This is a genomic window from Legionella quinlivanii (assembly GCF_003265995.1).
Lineage (GTDB): Bacteria > Pseudomonadota > Gammaproteobacteria > Legionellales > Legionellaceae > Legionella_C > Legionella_C quinlivanii_A.
The window spans coordinates 94,693-108,303 of sequence record NZ_MVJN01000006.1 but is presented as its reverse complement, the minus strand read 5'-3'; the positions used below and the strand labels follow the sequence as shown (position 1 = coordinate 108,303).

The window sequence follows — 13,611 nt, the reverse complement described above, 5'->3', positions numbered from 1 at the left end:
GGCCCTCAATCAATATTGCTGATTAATATTTCTGCAAGTTAACAAATTAACATAACAGGTTTCCGGAACTTTACTATGATTTCGACAATACTCTTTTGCAGAAAATACGGCGTCATCACGATGTCGATAATAAATACTTAACCAGGCTTGCGCTTCATCATCGAGTGCTGTGCACTGCCACAAAGGGCTTAGTGAATGCCCATCGGCAAAACCATCGCAGTTAGCGCGTGTCGCTTTACAGGTCAGCGGGAACTGGCTTTCCTTTTTACAGGAATCGAATGCCTTGTTTAATGCGGTCAATTCATAATTGCTAACGGCCAGCCACTCTTTTTTTGTTTGATCATAAACACGGCATTTCCAGTTTTCTTCTGTATTCCCTGGCTGGCTGAAAGCAGAAGGACTCAATATAAAAAGAAGCACAAGAATTGAAGCATTGTATATTTTTATCATCATCTAGCCTTATAACGGATCAAATCAAGAAGCTCATCCCGATTCATGGCTTTGGCGAAATACCAGCCCTGCATCCAGTATACTCCTTTATCTAATAGATAATCGTATTGTTTTTTCGTTTCAACACCTTCGGCAATTATGGATAGTTTTAAGGTATTGGCCAGGTCAATAATCGCTTGGTTTAAACTCTCAGTTACGGCGCCTGTACCAATCGCCTGAATAAATAATTTGTCAATTTTAAGATAATTAAAAGGAAAATGCTGCAGATAATTGATACTCGCATGTCCCGTGCCAAAATCATCAATAGCAATAGAGAATCCCAGTTTTTTTAACTCCTGCATCTGTCTGATAATTTGTGGATTATCTTTATCTAAAAAGTCTCTTTCTGTTAATTCCAGAATAACTTGTTCCGGACGAATAGCTTTTGACTGACATAGTTCATAGAATTCTGAAAAGAAAGAAGGATGTCTGAAATGACGGGCAGAAAGATTAAATGCCAGGTGAAAATCAGGATAAGTTACTAATAGTTCGCCTGTCTCATGAAAAGTATGTTCAATTAGCTGCCAGGTCAGCGGGATAATTAAGCCCGATCGCTCGGCTTCTTCAATGAACAGGTCTGGCATGATAATTTCCTGCTCCGCAGTCTCCCAGCGAATCAGTACTTCTGCTCCTAAAAATTTATTTTCATTAGAGTTCCAGATAGGCTGGTAAACCGGATGAAAATGCTGTGAACGAATTGCATTGTTGATAGCATACTTCAATGAGAGACGATGGCTTATCAGATGAGAGAAGTATAAATAAAAAAGAAGAGATAAAAGGAGTAGACTCAGATTTAGAATGACTTCTTTCATTACAAAGTAATTGCTTATCTGAGCTTGTTTTGCAAAAAAATCAAGATGAATATTACTTGCGTTTTTTAGTTTTCTTTGTATATGAATTATAGAATGATTTTGCGTACCAATTCTGGATAATATTCGCCTGGGCTCCTTATCGAATATATTAATCCCTGAAAAATTGTGATTACGCTCCTCAATGAAATTGTTGACCACAGTTTCGAGCAGGATTAGACCAATGGTATAATCATTAAGCCGCTTCTGTACCAAAAACGATTCGGCCATCCCTTTTCCAAACTTGTAAGGACCCGAGAATGAAGGGTTATATTGACTGAATTCAGGAAGGGTAATGGGTTCCTTAATGGTTGAACACAATAACTGATTTCTATTATCAGAGATTAGCAGTGCTGATATTAAGGGGTTGTTGAAAAGTTCCTGGTGAAGTTTTGGCGATAGTTTCTGGCAAAGATCGCGCGGACTTCCCATATAGCCAAATATTTCCAGATTAATAGAGATAAAATCATCAAATTCCTGGCTTATTTTATTGGCTTCGGCCATTAATTTGTTTTGATGCTGGATATGCAGTTGCTGCCAATGATAATAAAATGTGCCAATTAAAATAATGAGCGTAAATACAAGCCACAAAATAGTGAACCGGGTAAACAGGTGATTATAGCGATGTTGAGCAGCGTTCATTGGACTCTGTTAATTACAGTTCAGCGATAGGTAGCATAGATAGAGTTTAATGTGATTTCCGCCAATTTAACAATGGTTTCGTTGCCGCTGTTTAAAGGGGGAAGCCAATAAATGGTATCACCCATTGGTCTCAATAATGCTCCCTGTTTTAATGCCTGCTGATAAAAATAAAAACCTGTTCGACTGTGTTTGGGATTGGGAACCAGTTCGGCTGCTACCATCGCACCAATTGAGCGAACATTGTGTAATTTATCAGTTTGTTCAGCGATCTCTTTAAAAAGGGAATGCATTATATGCCCCAGTCGGGTAGCCTGTTGCTCTGTATTTTCAAGCTGCATGGTTTTGATGGCAGCCAAGGCCGCGGCAACACCGATTGCATTTGCACTATGGGTATGCGAATGGAGAAAGGAGCGGCCTTTTTCATAGTCATGGTAAAATAATTGATAAATCTCATGATCAATGAGTACGCAGCTTAGGGGAATGGTTCCCCCGGTTAAGCCTTTGGAAAGGCAAATCATATCGGGTTGAATTCCGGCATGCTGAAAAGCGAACCATTCGCCTGTGCGGCACATTCCAGTCATAATTTCATCCACAATCAGGTAGATGTCATTCGCTTTTGCCCATTGCGCCAGTTTGAGCAAAAAATCAGCACTATAGCAGAGCATGCCGCCAGCCCCCTGAATAATCGGCTCTACGATTATCGCACAGGCAGTCGATTTTAATGATTCAAGAGAATCAAGAGTTTTATCCCAATAACCGCTGCAGTCAGTCCACAGGGGATCGTTGGAGCTGTTAACATAAGGTATCGACTGAATAAAGTGACAGCGCGGACCAAGGCTTTCATAGGGCTGTTTGTAAATACCAAGATCGCTAACGCTTAAAGCGCCCAATGTTTCGCCATGATAGGCATTTTTTAAAGCGATAAAATCACGCTTTTCAGGGTTCCCTTTTAATTGAGAGGCATGTAAGGCAAGCTTAAGTGCGATTTCCACAGCGGAACTACCGTCACTGGCAAAAAATGAATGCTGCTTTCCACTTAGAAATGCCAGACGTTCACCCAACTCGGCAAGGGCTGTATGTGTGGTATTGGCAGCAATTACCTGCTCAAACTGTTCTAGTTGATCTTTAATGGCAGATTGTATAGCGGGATGCCCATGCCCCAGGGATTTACACCACCAGCTGGAAATCGCATCAATCAATACGCCCTGATCAGTATAAAGATAACTTCCCCTGGCTTTATTCACCACTACAGGCCTGGATTGTTCAAAGTCTTTCATTTGCATGCATGGATGCCAAATGTGTCGTAAATCTTTATCGATACAGTCTATGTTAACCATTTTAAAATCACAGGTTGACAATAAGGGCAAACACTTTATCATGCTGGGATTGATAATAAAATTTTAATTTAATGGGGCTCACTGCCAGGGCACTGAAAAATAATAAAAGCGAGGTATTGAATGATCAGACCGGAAGCCGGCTGGAGCCTGGAAGAGGTGGCTGCTATCTACTCCCAGCCTTTTAATGATTTGATTTTTACGGCGCATCAGACTCATCGCCAGCATCATCCGGCAAATCAATTACAAGTGGCTACTTTACTGAGTATTAAAACAGGCGCCTGTCCTGAAGATTGTGGTTATTGCTCCCAAAGTGGCCATTATAAAACACATGTTGAGAAAGAAAAACTGATGGATCTGGAGCAGGTGCTTCAGGCAGCCAGAGAAGCCAGGGAAGGCGGTGCCAAACGCTTTTGTATGGGGGCTGCCTGGCGTTGTCCTCCAGAGAAAGCACTTCCTCAATTGAAAACGATGATTGAGGAAGTGAAGGCATTGGGAATGGAAACCTGTATGACGCTGGGAATGTTAACTGAACAGCAGGCGTCCTTTCTGAAAGACGCTGGACTGGATTATTACAATCATAACATTGATACGTCACCCTCTTATTATAATAAAGTGGCAACAACCCGAACCTTCGACGATCGTTTACAGACGCTCAAGCATGTGCGCGATGCCGGGATTAATGTATGTTGCGGCGGTATTCTTGGTCTGGGAGAAACCAGGGAAGACCGTATTGAATTTTTAATGACCCTGGCAAATATGGAAATTCCACCCGAGAGTGTGCCCATCAATCGCTTAATCCCGGTCGAAGGTACTCCTCTTGCCAAAGCCAATCCTGCTGAAGGTATTGAATTGGTTCGTACTATTGCAACAGCAAGACTGCTGATGCCTGCAAGTATGATTCGATTGACGGCTGGGAGAACTGCAATGAGCGACGAGCTTCAGGCTTTATGCTATTTTGCCGGAGCTAACTCGGTTTTTGCTGGCGATAAATTACTTACTGAGGAAAACCCGCAGAGAGCCAGAGATAAACAGTTGTTTGAGAAGCTGGGCCTGGAAACCAGTCTTGCATGAAGCAAAAGATCAGTCTTTATCTGGATGAGATCAAAAAGAAAGGATTATATCGCAGCCGGCATTTGTTTGAGCAAAACGGATTTTGCAATTTCAGTTCAAATGATTATTTAAATTTAACCACCGATAAGCAAGTGAGAGCGGCGTTTCTGAGGGGGTTTGAACGATACCCTGCTGGAAGCGGCGCTTCTCAGGCGGTTTGCGGCTATCATCCAACGCATAAAATGCTTGAGAATGAATTTTGCCAGTTTATGCAAGTGGATTCTGCATTGCTTTTCAGTTCAGGTTATGCGGCCAATCTGGCAGTGGTTTCAATGCTTGCAAAACTGGATACTCACTTGCTCATTGATAAGGGAGTTCATGCGTCATTTTATGATGGCATTAAGTATTCTGGTGTCAGCTATAGTCGATTTTTGCACAATTGCAGGAGAGACTTACTCAACAAGCTAAACGGAATCAGTACCGGCGGAGTCATTATTTCCGAAGGCATCTTCAGCATGAGCGGGCAACAACCTGATTTAAAACAAGTTGCTCAAGATGCTCAGGCATATAATTATGAATGTGTAATTGATGAGGCTCATTCATTTGGCGTTCTGGAAGATACAGGGCGGGGAGCCTCAGCATTTTATGGCTTGAGTCAAAAAGACATTGCCTTACGCATTATTCCCTTTGGAAAAGCGATGGGCGCTCAGGGCGCGATTGTTGTTGGACGCCATGAATGGATTGATGCTTTATTTCATTCAGGCCGCTCCACAATTTATTCTACAGCAATCAGTCCGGCGATGGCATATGGCCTTTTACATTCACTGGAAGCAGTCAGCAAATCCAGTGAAAAGCGTATTTATATTCGATTATTAGTAGATTATTTCCGAAGTCAAATCAGTAAGTCGCCTCTATGCTGGCGAGATTCAGAAACCCCAATTCAGCAATTGCAATTAGGCTGTCCCGAATTGGCAGCTTCTTTTGCTGCGCGCTTGCTTGAGCGTAAAATAATAGCCTTATCAATGCGACAGCCTACCGTATCACGCAAGGAAACTGGTTTGCGCATTGTGTTAAACGCCAGTCATCGTCAGGAAGACATTGATTATTTATTTGCCTGTTTACATGAATTCTATGAAAATCAATATTAATACAATCGGTAATCCAAAAAAACGCGCTCTGGTTTTTTTTCATGGCTGGGGTTTTGATCATCGCGTTTGGTCTTCAACGGCTGCTTTATTACAGGATAAGTACAGGATTTTTCTGGTGGACTTACCCGGTTTTGGCCATACCAGCCTCATGTCATGGGATGAGTTTCAACAAATGTTGCTTGAACATTTACCCGAGGAGTTTGCTATAGCAGGATGGTCTCTGGGAGGATTATACGCGACCCGTCTGGCGCTTGAATCAGGGCGTGTGAGTCATTTAATTAATATCGCCGCATCCCCTTGTTTTGTAAAGAAAGAAGATTGGCCCGGCGTAAATCCACAGGTTTTAGAAAAATTTCTTGCAAACCTCGAAACCCAGCCCAGAGAGACACTGGAGGATTTTGTAGTTCTACAGGCTCGGCGTAAGAGCAGCGTTTTACCAGAGACTTTGCCGGCAACGACTGCTTTGAGAGCAGGGCTTCAGATTCTGGAATCATGGGATTTACGAAAGCCGCTGGCATTGGCCAATTTTTCGATAGCGTATTGCTTTGGGCGACTTGATTCCATTACTCCCTTTGCTGTCCTCGAGGCTATGCAGGCACATTATCCGCAGTTTAATTATCATCTTTTTAAAAAATCAGCCCATATGCCATTTTTGTCGCAGCAGGAAGAATTTATTTATATATTGGAGGATTTCATTCAATGAAGTCTTATTTCATCACCGGAACGGATACTGATTGTGGTAAAACCTATGTGACCTGCCAGCTTTTAGATTATCTGCATGGCCGCGATAAATCGGCGCTGGCTTTGAAACCGGTAGTTTCAGGACGGGTGCTTGAAAATGGCTGTGAGGTATACAGCGATTTAGTAAGGCTTAAGGAGCATAACCTACAGTCTGAAATACCGATTAATGGCTGGCATTTTGCTTCGCCAGTTTCTCCTCATTTGGCGGCCGGCGCTGAAAATGTTATTCTGACCGCCGAAAAGATTGCAAACTTCTGTAAAAAAAAAGAATATACTCTTTTTGACTATCTTTTAATTGAAGGGGCTGGCGGGCTATTCGTTCCACTGAATGAACAGGAGTCCTGGATTGATCTAATCCGATTAATGAACATACCGGTTATTCTTGTGGTCGGCTTGAAATTAGGTTGTCTCAATCATGCACTGTTAACGGATTCCGTCCTGCGTTCCAATCATTGTCCTGTCGCTGGTTGGATTGCGAATATCCTGGATCCAGAGATGCTTGAAATTGAAAAAAACATCACTACCTTAAAAGAGCGTCTGCAAATGCCGTACCTGGGCCGGACTGATTATCACAAAGGTCTTTTATTGGATGGAAATAAAGATATGATCTGATTGTCTGTTCAGGCTCTAGTCCGTTATAATTGTAAAGATACGGGAGCCCATGATTACAGCTATGGGTTAAAATATATGATTAAAGGGGAGTGGTCATTTCCATTTTCCAAGGCACACCGATTTAATGGAGCGTATGATGCCAATTTATGAGTATGAATGTACAAGTTGCCATCATCATTTTGATTTGATGCAAAAAATAAGTGATACCCCAATCAGGCAATGTCCTCAATGTTTTGAGGATACCGCCGTAAGGCTTATATCCGCAGCAGGATTTCAGCTGAAAGGCAGCGGCTGGTATGTTACTGATTTCAAGAATAAAAATAAGCCAGCACAGAAAAAAGAGTCGTCCTCTGAAGGCTCCTCTGGAACCACAACAGAAAGCACTAAGGTAAAGGGTGAATCTGATTGAAATCCAAATCCCTGCGCAGCTTTATTCTTGCGGGCTTAGTTGTATGGTTACCCATTCTGGTAACCCTGGTAATACTTCGATTCCTAATCGAGCTGCTCGATAGCACCATCGCTCTGCTGCCGCAGGCCTATCAACCTGAAACCCTGATTGGGATGAGGATTCCGGGCCTCGGTGTAATTTTGTCTCTGGTGGTTCTGATTATTACCGGGATCATTGCCACGAACTTTTTTGGACAGCGTCTGGTGGGCTGGGGCGAAGCCGTTCTGGCTCGTATCCCTCTGGTTCGTTCGGTTTATACCGCCGCAAAACAAGTCATTCAGGCTATTTTTGCCAGCAACAGCCAGGCGTTCAGGAAAGTCATGTTAGTTGAGTATCCCAGGAAAGGCTTGTGGAGTCTTGCGTTTCTGACCGGCTCGACAACGGATGAGCTAACCGCCCATTGCGGACAGGACATGCTTTCTTTATTTATTCCAACCACACCGAATCCCACATCTGGTTTTCTGGTTCTGGTTCCTAAAAAAGAAGTGATTGAGCTTCAAATGAGTGTCGATGAAGCATTAAAATACATCATTTCTCTTGGCGTTATGCAGTCTTCGACTGCTGACTTTGTTAAACAATAGTTATAGATAGGCGGCTCCTATGCGTTCACATTATTGCACTGAAGTAAATGAAACAATGATTGGGGAAACTGTTGCAATTTGTGGCTGGATTCATAATCGACGCGATCATGGGGGAGTTATCTTTCTTGATGTGCGAGATCGCTCCGGTCTTGTTCAGGTGGTTTATGAGCCAGAGCTTTCTGATGTGTTTCAGGTTGCGGAAAAATTACGGCATGAATTCGTCGTGCAGCTCAAGGGCAAGCTTCGTAATCGTCCATCCGGGATGGTAAATGATAAAATGCTGACTGGCCGAATTGAAATTCTGGGAACTGAATTACAAATTCTGAATCAGTCCGAGACCCCACCTTTTCTGCCTGATGAGTTTCAGGTGGTTAATGAAGATCTGCGCTATCGTTACCGTTATATTGATTTACGCCGTCAGGATATGCAGGACAATCTGATTATCCGACATAAAATGAATCGTGCGATTCGTGATTATTTAAACGAACAGAATTTTATTGATATTGAAACGCCTATGCTGACCAAGGCAACGCCGGAAGGTGCCCGGGATTATCTGGTTCCGTCAAGAGTTCACCCCGGCCAGTTCTATGCCTTGCCTCAGTCTCCGCAATTATTTAAGCAGCTGCTGATGATGTCCGGCTTCGATCGTTATTACCAGATTGTACGCTGCTTCCGGGACGAAGATTTGCGAGCTGATCGTCAACCTGAGTTTACCCAGCTTGATATTGAAATGTCATTCATCGATGAGTCCACTATCCAGTCTCTCATTGAAGGAATGTTGAAAAAAGTATTCAAGGACTTGTTACAGGTTGAGTTACCCGAGACACTGCCCAGAATGAGTTTTGCTGAAGCCATGCGCCGTTTTGGCAGCGATAAACCTGACCTGCGCATTCCTTTAGAGTTAATCGATATCGAAGATTTGGTTAAGGGATGCGAGTTCAAGGTTTTTGCTGAGGCCGCAGAGAATCCAAAATCGCGTGTAGTTGCTATGAAATTACCGCGGGGCTGTGAACTGACCCGAAAAGAGCTGGATGGTTATGCGGATTTTGTAGGCATTTATGGTGCCAAAGGGCTTGCTTACATTAAAGTTAACGATCGTAGTCTCGGCTATGAAGGGCTTCAGTCGCCAATCCTCAAGTTTTTAAATGAGTCTATTGTCAATGCCGTTCTCGACCGTGTTCAGGCACAAACTGGTGATGTGGTCTTTTTCGGTGCCGGCTCAAATAAAGTCGTTAATGAATCAATGGGCGCCTTGAGGGTTCGTCTGGGTCATGACAGACAATTGGTGCAGCCTGGCTGGCAATTGTTATGGGTTACTGACTGGCCCATGTTTGAAATGGATGAAAAAGAAAACCGCCTGCAATCGATGCATCATCCCTTCACCTCACCACAAAAGCTGGATATTGAGATGATGAAGAATAATCCTGAGCAAGTGCTTGCCAAGGCTTATGATATTGTGATCAATGGCTACGAGATAGGCGGCGGATCCATTCGTATTCATCAGTATGATTTCCAACAGGCTGTTTTCAGATTATTGGGCATTGATGAGCAGGAGGCCCAGGAGAAGTTTGGCTTTTTACTCGATGCACTTCAATACGGCTGTCCTCCGCATGGTGGAATTGCCCTGGGGATTGACCGCCTGGCCATGCTATTGACTGATTCGACTTCCATTCGTGATGTGATTGCCTTTCCTAAAACGCAATCAGCCTCCTGTTTGCTGACTAACGCACCAACGCCGGTGAATGAAATGCAATTGAATGAATTAGGAATTCGGCTTGCTCCAACGGCGAAAGCGAAGTGAAAAAGTGAGAGCTGATTTTAGCCCCTCTTCCTAACTCCCATTGCCATTAAGTTAATGTATTTTTTCTTATTTCCTGCGCCGGCGTGGGCGTAAACCTAAGAGAAAATCCCCTCTCCCAAGTTTGGGAGAGGGCTAGGGTGAGGGTTGATTTTAACCCCTCCTTCTAACTCTCTCCCCTGAGGGGAGAGAGGATTTTAAGGGAAGAGAGATTAAAAGCAGTTATCCGAGCTTTAGCAGGTCGCGAAATCAAACTTAATTGGCAACAATAAGAGCAATGTGATACAATTTTGAATTAACTTGTCAATTTGCAGTGAGAAAATTGACTTTATTGATAAGAAGAAAGTGAAAAAAACTCTAATCTTGTTTATTACTGGTATTTTGCTAGCTTGTTCTGCCTTAAGTTTTGCGAATAGCAACGGCAGCAGTCAGCTCATTGAGTATCTAACTCAGGAAAAAAATAGCTTAACCCTTGCTATTGGCGAAGTAAAAACACTGCCGCCGCCAGGTAACCAGGATGAATATCAAAAAAGACTGCAGGAAAATAATGCAACCATCGCATTAAATAAAGCCAAAATTACCAGTCTTGAAAGTTTTCTGATAAACCAGAAAAAGCTTCAGGCTGATTTTAGCCAACGCTTGAAACAATTACAGCAATTCCCATCAAGCCAGCTTCCGCAAATCAGTTCTCAGGAAAAGATTGAAAAAATCAATACATTAAATGATATCAATAAAAAAACTATTGATCTGATTAATGAAAATTTAAAACTCGCCAGACGTTATCAGGAGATTTTGCAGGTTCAGAAAGACCAGTTGGAGCTATGGAAATCAAAAGAACAGATGAATGACCAGCTTACCAATCTCCATGCTCAGGAAGATAAGCTGAATGATTCTTTGCAAAAGCTTTTTCAAAACAGTTTAAAATTACAGCAAGATATTAAAAGCAGCAGTAATTTCAAAGCAACCTATGGCCTTGAAGCGCGATTGCTTCTGAATAATCAGGTCATTAACCTGACTCAGCACAAAATTGCGGAATTAAATCTGCAGGGGAAATTGGCAAGAGCTGATTTCCTGCTGCTGAAAAGCCCTGATATTCGCACCCTGCAAACAGTGACTGAAATATATAAAAATATGATCAGTCAGTTATCTGAAATGGAGCAGTCGCTTAAGAAAATGGTGGTCATGTTAAAAAATGAACTTCCTCATCTTAATGATTCCAACTTAAAGCAGCAGTTTAATTCATTACTGCGAGTAGTTAATGCAAGAATTGCCGGTATCTCTATTCAGGAGGAAACGCTTCAGGAGGATCTCGAAAATCATCAGCAGGAACTTAAAAAGCAATTGGCGGTCAGGCAAAGTTTGTCTGAGTACCGTATTGACAGCTGGCCTGAGATTTTTAAACAACTGGCGCATATTCCTACCCAATTTTACAACTATTGCAAGTCGCTTGCATTTAAGGCCAGGGATAACTATCTATGGCAGGATACTTTTCCTGCCGCACTGTTGTGGATGGGGGTATGTGTTATTCTCGTCAGCGCTCTGGCACTGGGCAGGGTATTGAAACGAAACAATGATAAAGAGCGCTCTCGTTTGTCAGGTCATCTCTATGACGGAGTTCTTAACCTGTTTGAGAAAAACTTACCGCATCTGACGGCGTCTGCCATTCTGTTTGTGCTTCTTTATGGCAATTATGTTCCATTTTCCAACTACCAGATGCTGTTCAATCTGTTACTGGTCTGGCTGACTTTCCGGACTCTTATTTTAATCGCCAGACGATCACTTCTGGAGCGGATCAGTGATTCTTCAGGCAAAGACGTGCGCTTGTACTATCGCTTCAAATGGCTGCTCATGGCTGGAGGATGGACTACTGCTCTGATGGTATTTAGTCATCAACTGCCACTGGCAATCTTGATTCAGGATATATTCAACCGCCTGTTCATGCTATTTTTGTTAGCAGTATCCCTCGTTATCTGGAAGAGCAAGGATTTTATTTCGCATTTACTCCATCCTTTATTAAAGTCGAAGAAGAGATATCTGAGACATGCCATTGTATTGCTTGAGGTATTAATACCATTTACCGTCTTTACCACTGCTTCCCTGGGCCTTATTGGTTATATCAATCTGGCCTGGACAATGAGTATCTACCAGGTGCAGATCCTGATGATCATCACCGGGTATGTACTTCTCCGAGGGCTGATGTTTGATGCGCTGGAGTTGTTGTCGGAATGGATGATCTCCAGTTTAAGAAATGGTTGGCTGTGGATTGAGGTCATCCTTAAGCCAATTGACAGAATATTAAGAATTATGTTGTTAATGACTTCTTTGTATGTGTTATTTCAACTGTTTGACTGGCATTCGGATTCACTAATTATCAGTAAGTTTTATCAATGGGGCGAGTATCCCATCGTTAATCTGTCCGGTATACGAATCACTGCTATCAGTGTGCTTGAGTTTCTTCTTTTGTTTTCAATTTGTGCCTGGATTTCAAAATGGACCCGGGAATTTTGCTACCGCTGGCTCTATCGAGATGCCCGTGACGCGGGGATTAGAAACAGTCTTTCCGTTTTTACTCAATACGCGGTTATTCTGGTAGGCGGTTTTATCTCACTAAGAGTGTTGGGTCTGGATTTTAGCGGCATGTCAATGGTGATCGGGGGGCTGGCTGTCGGAATGGGTTTCGGCCTCAGGGATTTCGCCAGTAATATCGTAGGCGGCCTGATGCTGTTAATTGAGAGGCCGGTCAGGGAAGGAGATTTGATTACTCTGGGCGGCTATGAAGGGAAGGTGGCTCATATCGGTATTCGTTCGATGCGTGTATCTTCCTGGGATAATATGGAAGTATTAATACCTAATGCTGAAACCTTTAATAAGCCGTTCACCAATTGGACCCATCAGGATAGTATTATCCGAACGGTAGTGCCTGTGAAAGTAAGTCGCGCCGATGATCCATGTCTGGTTCAAGCGCTTATTATGGAAGTACTGGCGACAATTCCGGAAATTGTTCCAGATCCACCTTGTCAGGTGTTTCTGAAGCAAATTGATGAAGCTTTGATTGAATTTGAAGTGCGTTATTTTATAAACGTTGAGTTCAACACGCGGGTTGAAATACGATCCAAAGTCCTTTTTGCCATTATGGCGAAATTCAAGGAAGCAGGAATTAAACCACCCATACCACCGATTACAGTCGAACTAAAAGAAAAAGCAACCGATTATGAGCCTTTCGTTATGCAAAAACGCGTTAAGCAGCGAGAGCGAGTTACTGACTCGCTGTAGTAGTATTGCTGGTTTGAGTTTTAGCCAGCTTGCCTGTTTAACAGGGTGCACAATCCCGCAAACAAAAAGCCAGAGAAAAGGCTGGACCGGTCTAGCTATTGAACTGGCTTTGGGGACAACGGCTGGCACTAAAGCGGTTCCTGATTTTGAGAATCTTGGTATTGAATTAAAGACTATTCCTCTGAATGCACTGGGAAAGCCTGCTGAATCCACTTTTGTGACCAGTATATCCTTAACCAGCATTCACCGTGAAACATGGAAAGAATCCCAATGTTTTCAGAAGCTTCAAAGGGTTTTATGGGTGCCGGTTGAGGGTGATACTATGATTCCATTTGAGCAAAGACGAATAGGCAGCGGGTTCCTATGGTCTCCTAATGAAGAGCAAGAGCGCATCCTCTCAGACGATTGGCATGAGCATTCTACAATGATTGGAATGGGGCGCCTTGAAGAAATTGATGCCTCCATGGGTGAATATCTTCAGGTTAGACCCAAGGCTGCTAATGCACGTTCCTTATGCGATGGATTTGATGCTGAAGGCAAAAAAATCCGAACCTTGCCCCGCGGCTTCTACTTAAGGGCAAGTTTTACTCGGCAATTGCTAAAATCTTTGTAGACAAACTCTTCATTTTGGTTGATAGTTCCGC

12 protein-coding genes are annotated in these 13,611 nt (G+C 42.9%); 9 read left to right on the top strand and 3 right to left on the bottom strand.

The window, feature by feature from the left end; genetic code table 11:
• Positions 1-9: 9 nt before the first annotated feature.
• Genes B1207_RS08850 through bioA form a run of 3 tightly spaced genes read right to left on the bottom strand, consistent with a single transcriptional unit; the run spans position 10 to position 3,316 of the window.
• The gene (locus B1207_RS08850) at positions 10-453 is read right to left on the bottom strand and encodes a hypothetical protein (RefSeq protein ID WP_253255823.1); all 444 of its coding nucleotides are present in this window, start codon (positions 451-453) and stop codon (positions 10-12) included.
• On the bottom strand, positions 450-1,979 hold the full coding sequence (locus B1207_RS08845) for an EAL domain-containing protein (protein WP_112219623.1): 1,530 nt from the start codon (positions 1,977-1,979) through the stop codon (positions 450-452). The genes B1207_RS08850 and B1207_RS08845 overlap by 4 nt, the downstream gene beginning before the upstream one ends.
• 20 nt (positions 1,980-1,999) lie before the next feature.
• A complete protein-coding gene (gene bioA, locus B1207_RS08840; RefSeq protein ID WP_112219794.1) occupies positions 2,000-3,316 on the bottom strand; it encodes an adenosylmethionine--8-amino-7-oxononanoate transaminase in 1,317 nt (438 codons plus the stop codon).
• A gap of 120 nt (positions 3,317-3,436) precedes the next feature.
• Here bioA and bioB point away from each other — a divergent pair, with 120 nt between their 5' ends.
• The 9 genes from bioB to mutH all read left to right on the top strand — a co-directional run bounded on the left by bioB (position 3,437) and on the right by mutH (position 13,580).
• A complete protein-coding gene (gene bioB, locus B1207_RS08835) occupies positions 3,437-4,387 on the top strand; it encodes a biotin synthase BioB (protein WP_112219622.1) in 951 nt (316 codons plus the stop codon).
• On the top strand, positions 4,384-5,514 hold the full coding sequence (locus tag B1207_RS08830) for an aminotransferase class I/II-fold pyridoxal phosphate-dependent enzyme (protein WP_112219621.1): 1,131 nt from the start codon (positions 4,384-4,386) through the stop codon (positions 5,512-5,514). The genes bioB and B1207_RS08830 overlap by 4 nt, the downstream gene beginning before the upstream one ends.
• Complete coding sequence (locus tag B1207_RS08825; protein ID WP_112219793.1) at positions 5,498-6,217, top strand: alpha/beta fold hydrolase; 720 nt, start codon at positions 5,498-5,500, stop codon at positions 6,215-6,217. The genes B1207_RS08830 and B1207_RS08825 overlap by 17 nt, the downstream gene beginning before the upstream one ends.
• A complete protein-coding gene (bioD, locus tag B1207_RS08820) occupies positions 6,214-6,867 on the top strand; it encodes a dethiobiotin synthase (RefSeq protein WP_112219620.1) in 654 nt (217 codons plus the stop codon). Before B1207_RS08825 ends, bioD begins: the two co-directional genes overlap by 4 nt.
• A gap of 136 nt (positions 6,868-7,003) precedes the next feature.
• Positions 7,004-7,276, top strand: a complete 273-nt coding sequence (locus B1207_RS08815; protein ID WP_112219619.1) for an FmdB family zinc ribbon protein — start codon at positions 7,004-7,006, stop codon at positions 7,274-7,276.
• Positions 7,273-7,896, top strand: a complete 624-nt coding sequence (locus B1207_RS08810; protein ID WP_112219618.1) for a DUF502 domain-containing protein — start codon at positions 7,273-7,275, stop codon at positions 7,894-7,896. Before B1207_RS08815 ends, B1207_RS08810 begins: the two co-directional genes overlap by 4 nt.
• Before the next feature lie 19 nt (positions 7,897-7,915).
• Positions 7,916-9,697 (top strand): aspartate--tRNA ligase, encoded by a 1,782-nt coding sequence (aspS, locus tag B1207_RS08805; protein WP_112219617.1) that lies wholly within the window; start codon positions 7,916-7,918, stop codon positions 9,695-9,697.
• A 297-nt stretch (positions 9,698-9,994) separates the two neighbouring features.
• Positions 9,995-12,967, top strand: coding sequence for a mechanosensitive ion channel domain-containing protein (locus B1207_RS08800; RefSeq protein WP_253255822.1), 2,973 nt, complete (start codon positions 9,995-9,997; stop codon positions 12,965-12,967).
• Positions 12,906-13,580 (top strand): DNA mismatch repair endonuclease MutH, encoded by a 675-nt coding sequence (gene mutH / locus B1207_RS08795; RefSeq protein ID WP_112219616.1) that lies wholly within the window; start codon positions 12,906-12,908, stop codon positions 13,578-13,580. Before B1207_RS08800 ends, mutH begins: the two co-directional genes overlap by 62 nt.
• The last annotated feature ends 31 nt before the right edge of the window (positions 13,581-13,611 follow it).

Excerpts from the sequence above, each read along its gene's own strand:
- B1207_RS08850 (WP_253255823.1), bottom strand. The coding sequence starts at position 453 with ATGATGATAAAAATATACAATGCTTCAATTCTTGTGCTTCTTTTTATA.
- B1207_RS08825 (WP_112219793.1), top strand. The coding sequence starts at position 5,498 with ATGAAAATCAATATTAATACAATCGGTAATCCAAAAAAACGCGCTCTG.
- aspS (WP_112219617.1), top strand. The coding sequence starts at position 7,916 with ATGCGTTCACATTATTGCACTGAAGTAAATGAAACAATGATTGGGGAA.
- bioA (WP_112219794.1), bottom strand. The coding sequence starts at position 3,316 with ATGGTTAACATAGACTGTATCGATAAAGATTTACGACACATTTGGCAT.
- B1207_RS08845 (WP_112219623.1), bottom strand. The coding sequence starts at position 1,979 with ATGAACGCTGCTCAACATCGCTATAATCACCTGTTTACCCGGTTCACT.
- B1207_RS08815 (WP_112219619.1), top strand. The coding sequence starts at position 7,004 with ATGCCAATTTATGAGTATGAATGTACAAGTTGCCATCATCATTTTGAT.
- bioB (WP_112219622.1), top strand. The coding sequence starts at position 3,437 with ATGATCAGACCGGAAGCCGGCTGGAGCCTGGAAGAGGTGGCTGCTATC.
- bioD (WP_112219620.1), top strand. The coding sequence starts at position 6,214 with ATGAAGTCTTATTTCATCACCGGAACGGATACTGATTGTGGTAAAACC.
- B1207_RS08830 (WP_112219621.1), top strand. The coding sequence starts at position 4,384 with ATGAAGCAAAAGATCAGTCTTTATCTGGATGAGATCAAAAAGAAAGGA.
- mutH (WP_112219616.1), top strand. The coding sequence starts at position 12,906 with ATGAGCCTTTCGTTATGCAAAAACGCGTTAAGCAGCGAGAGCGAGTTA.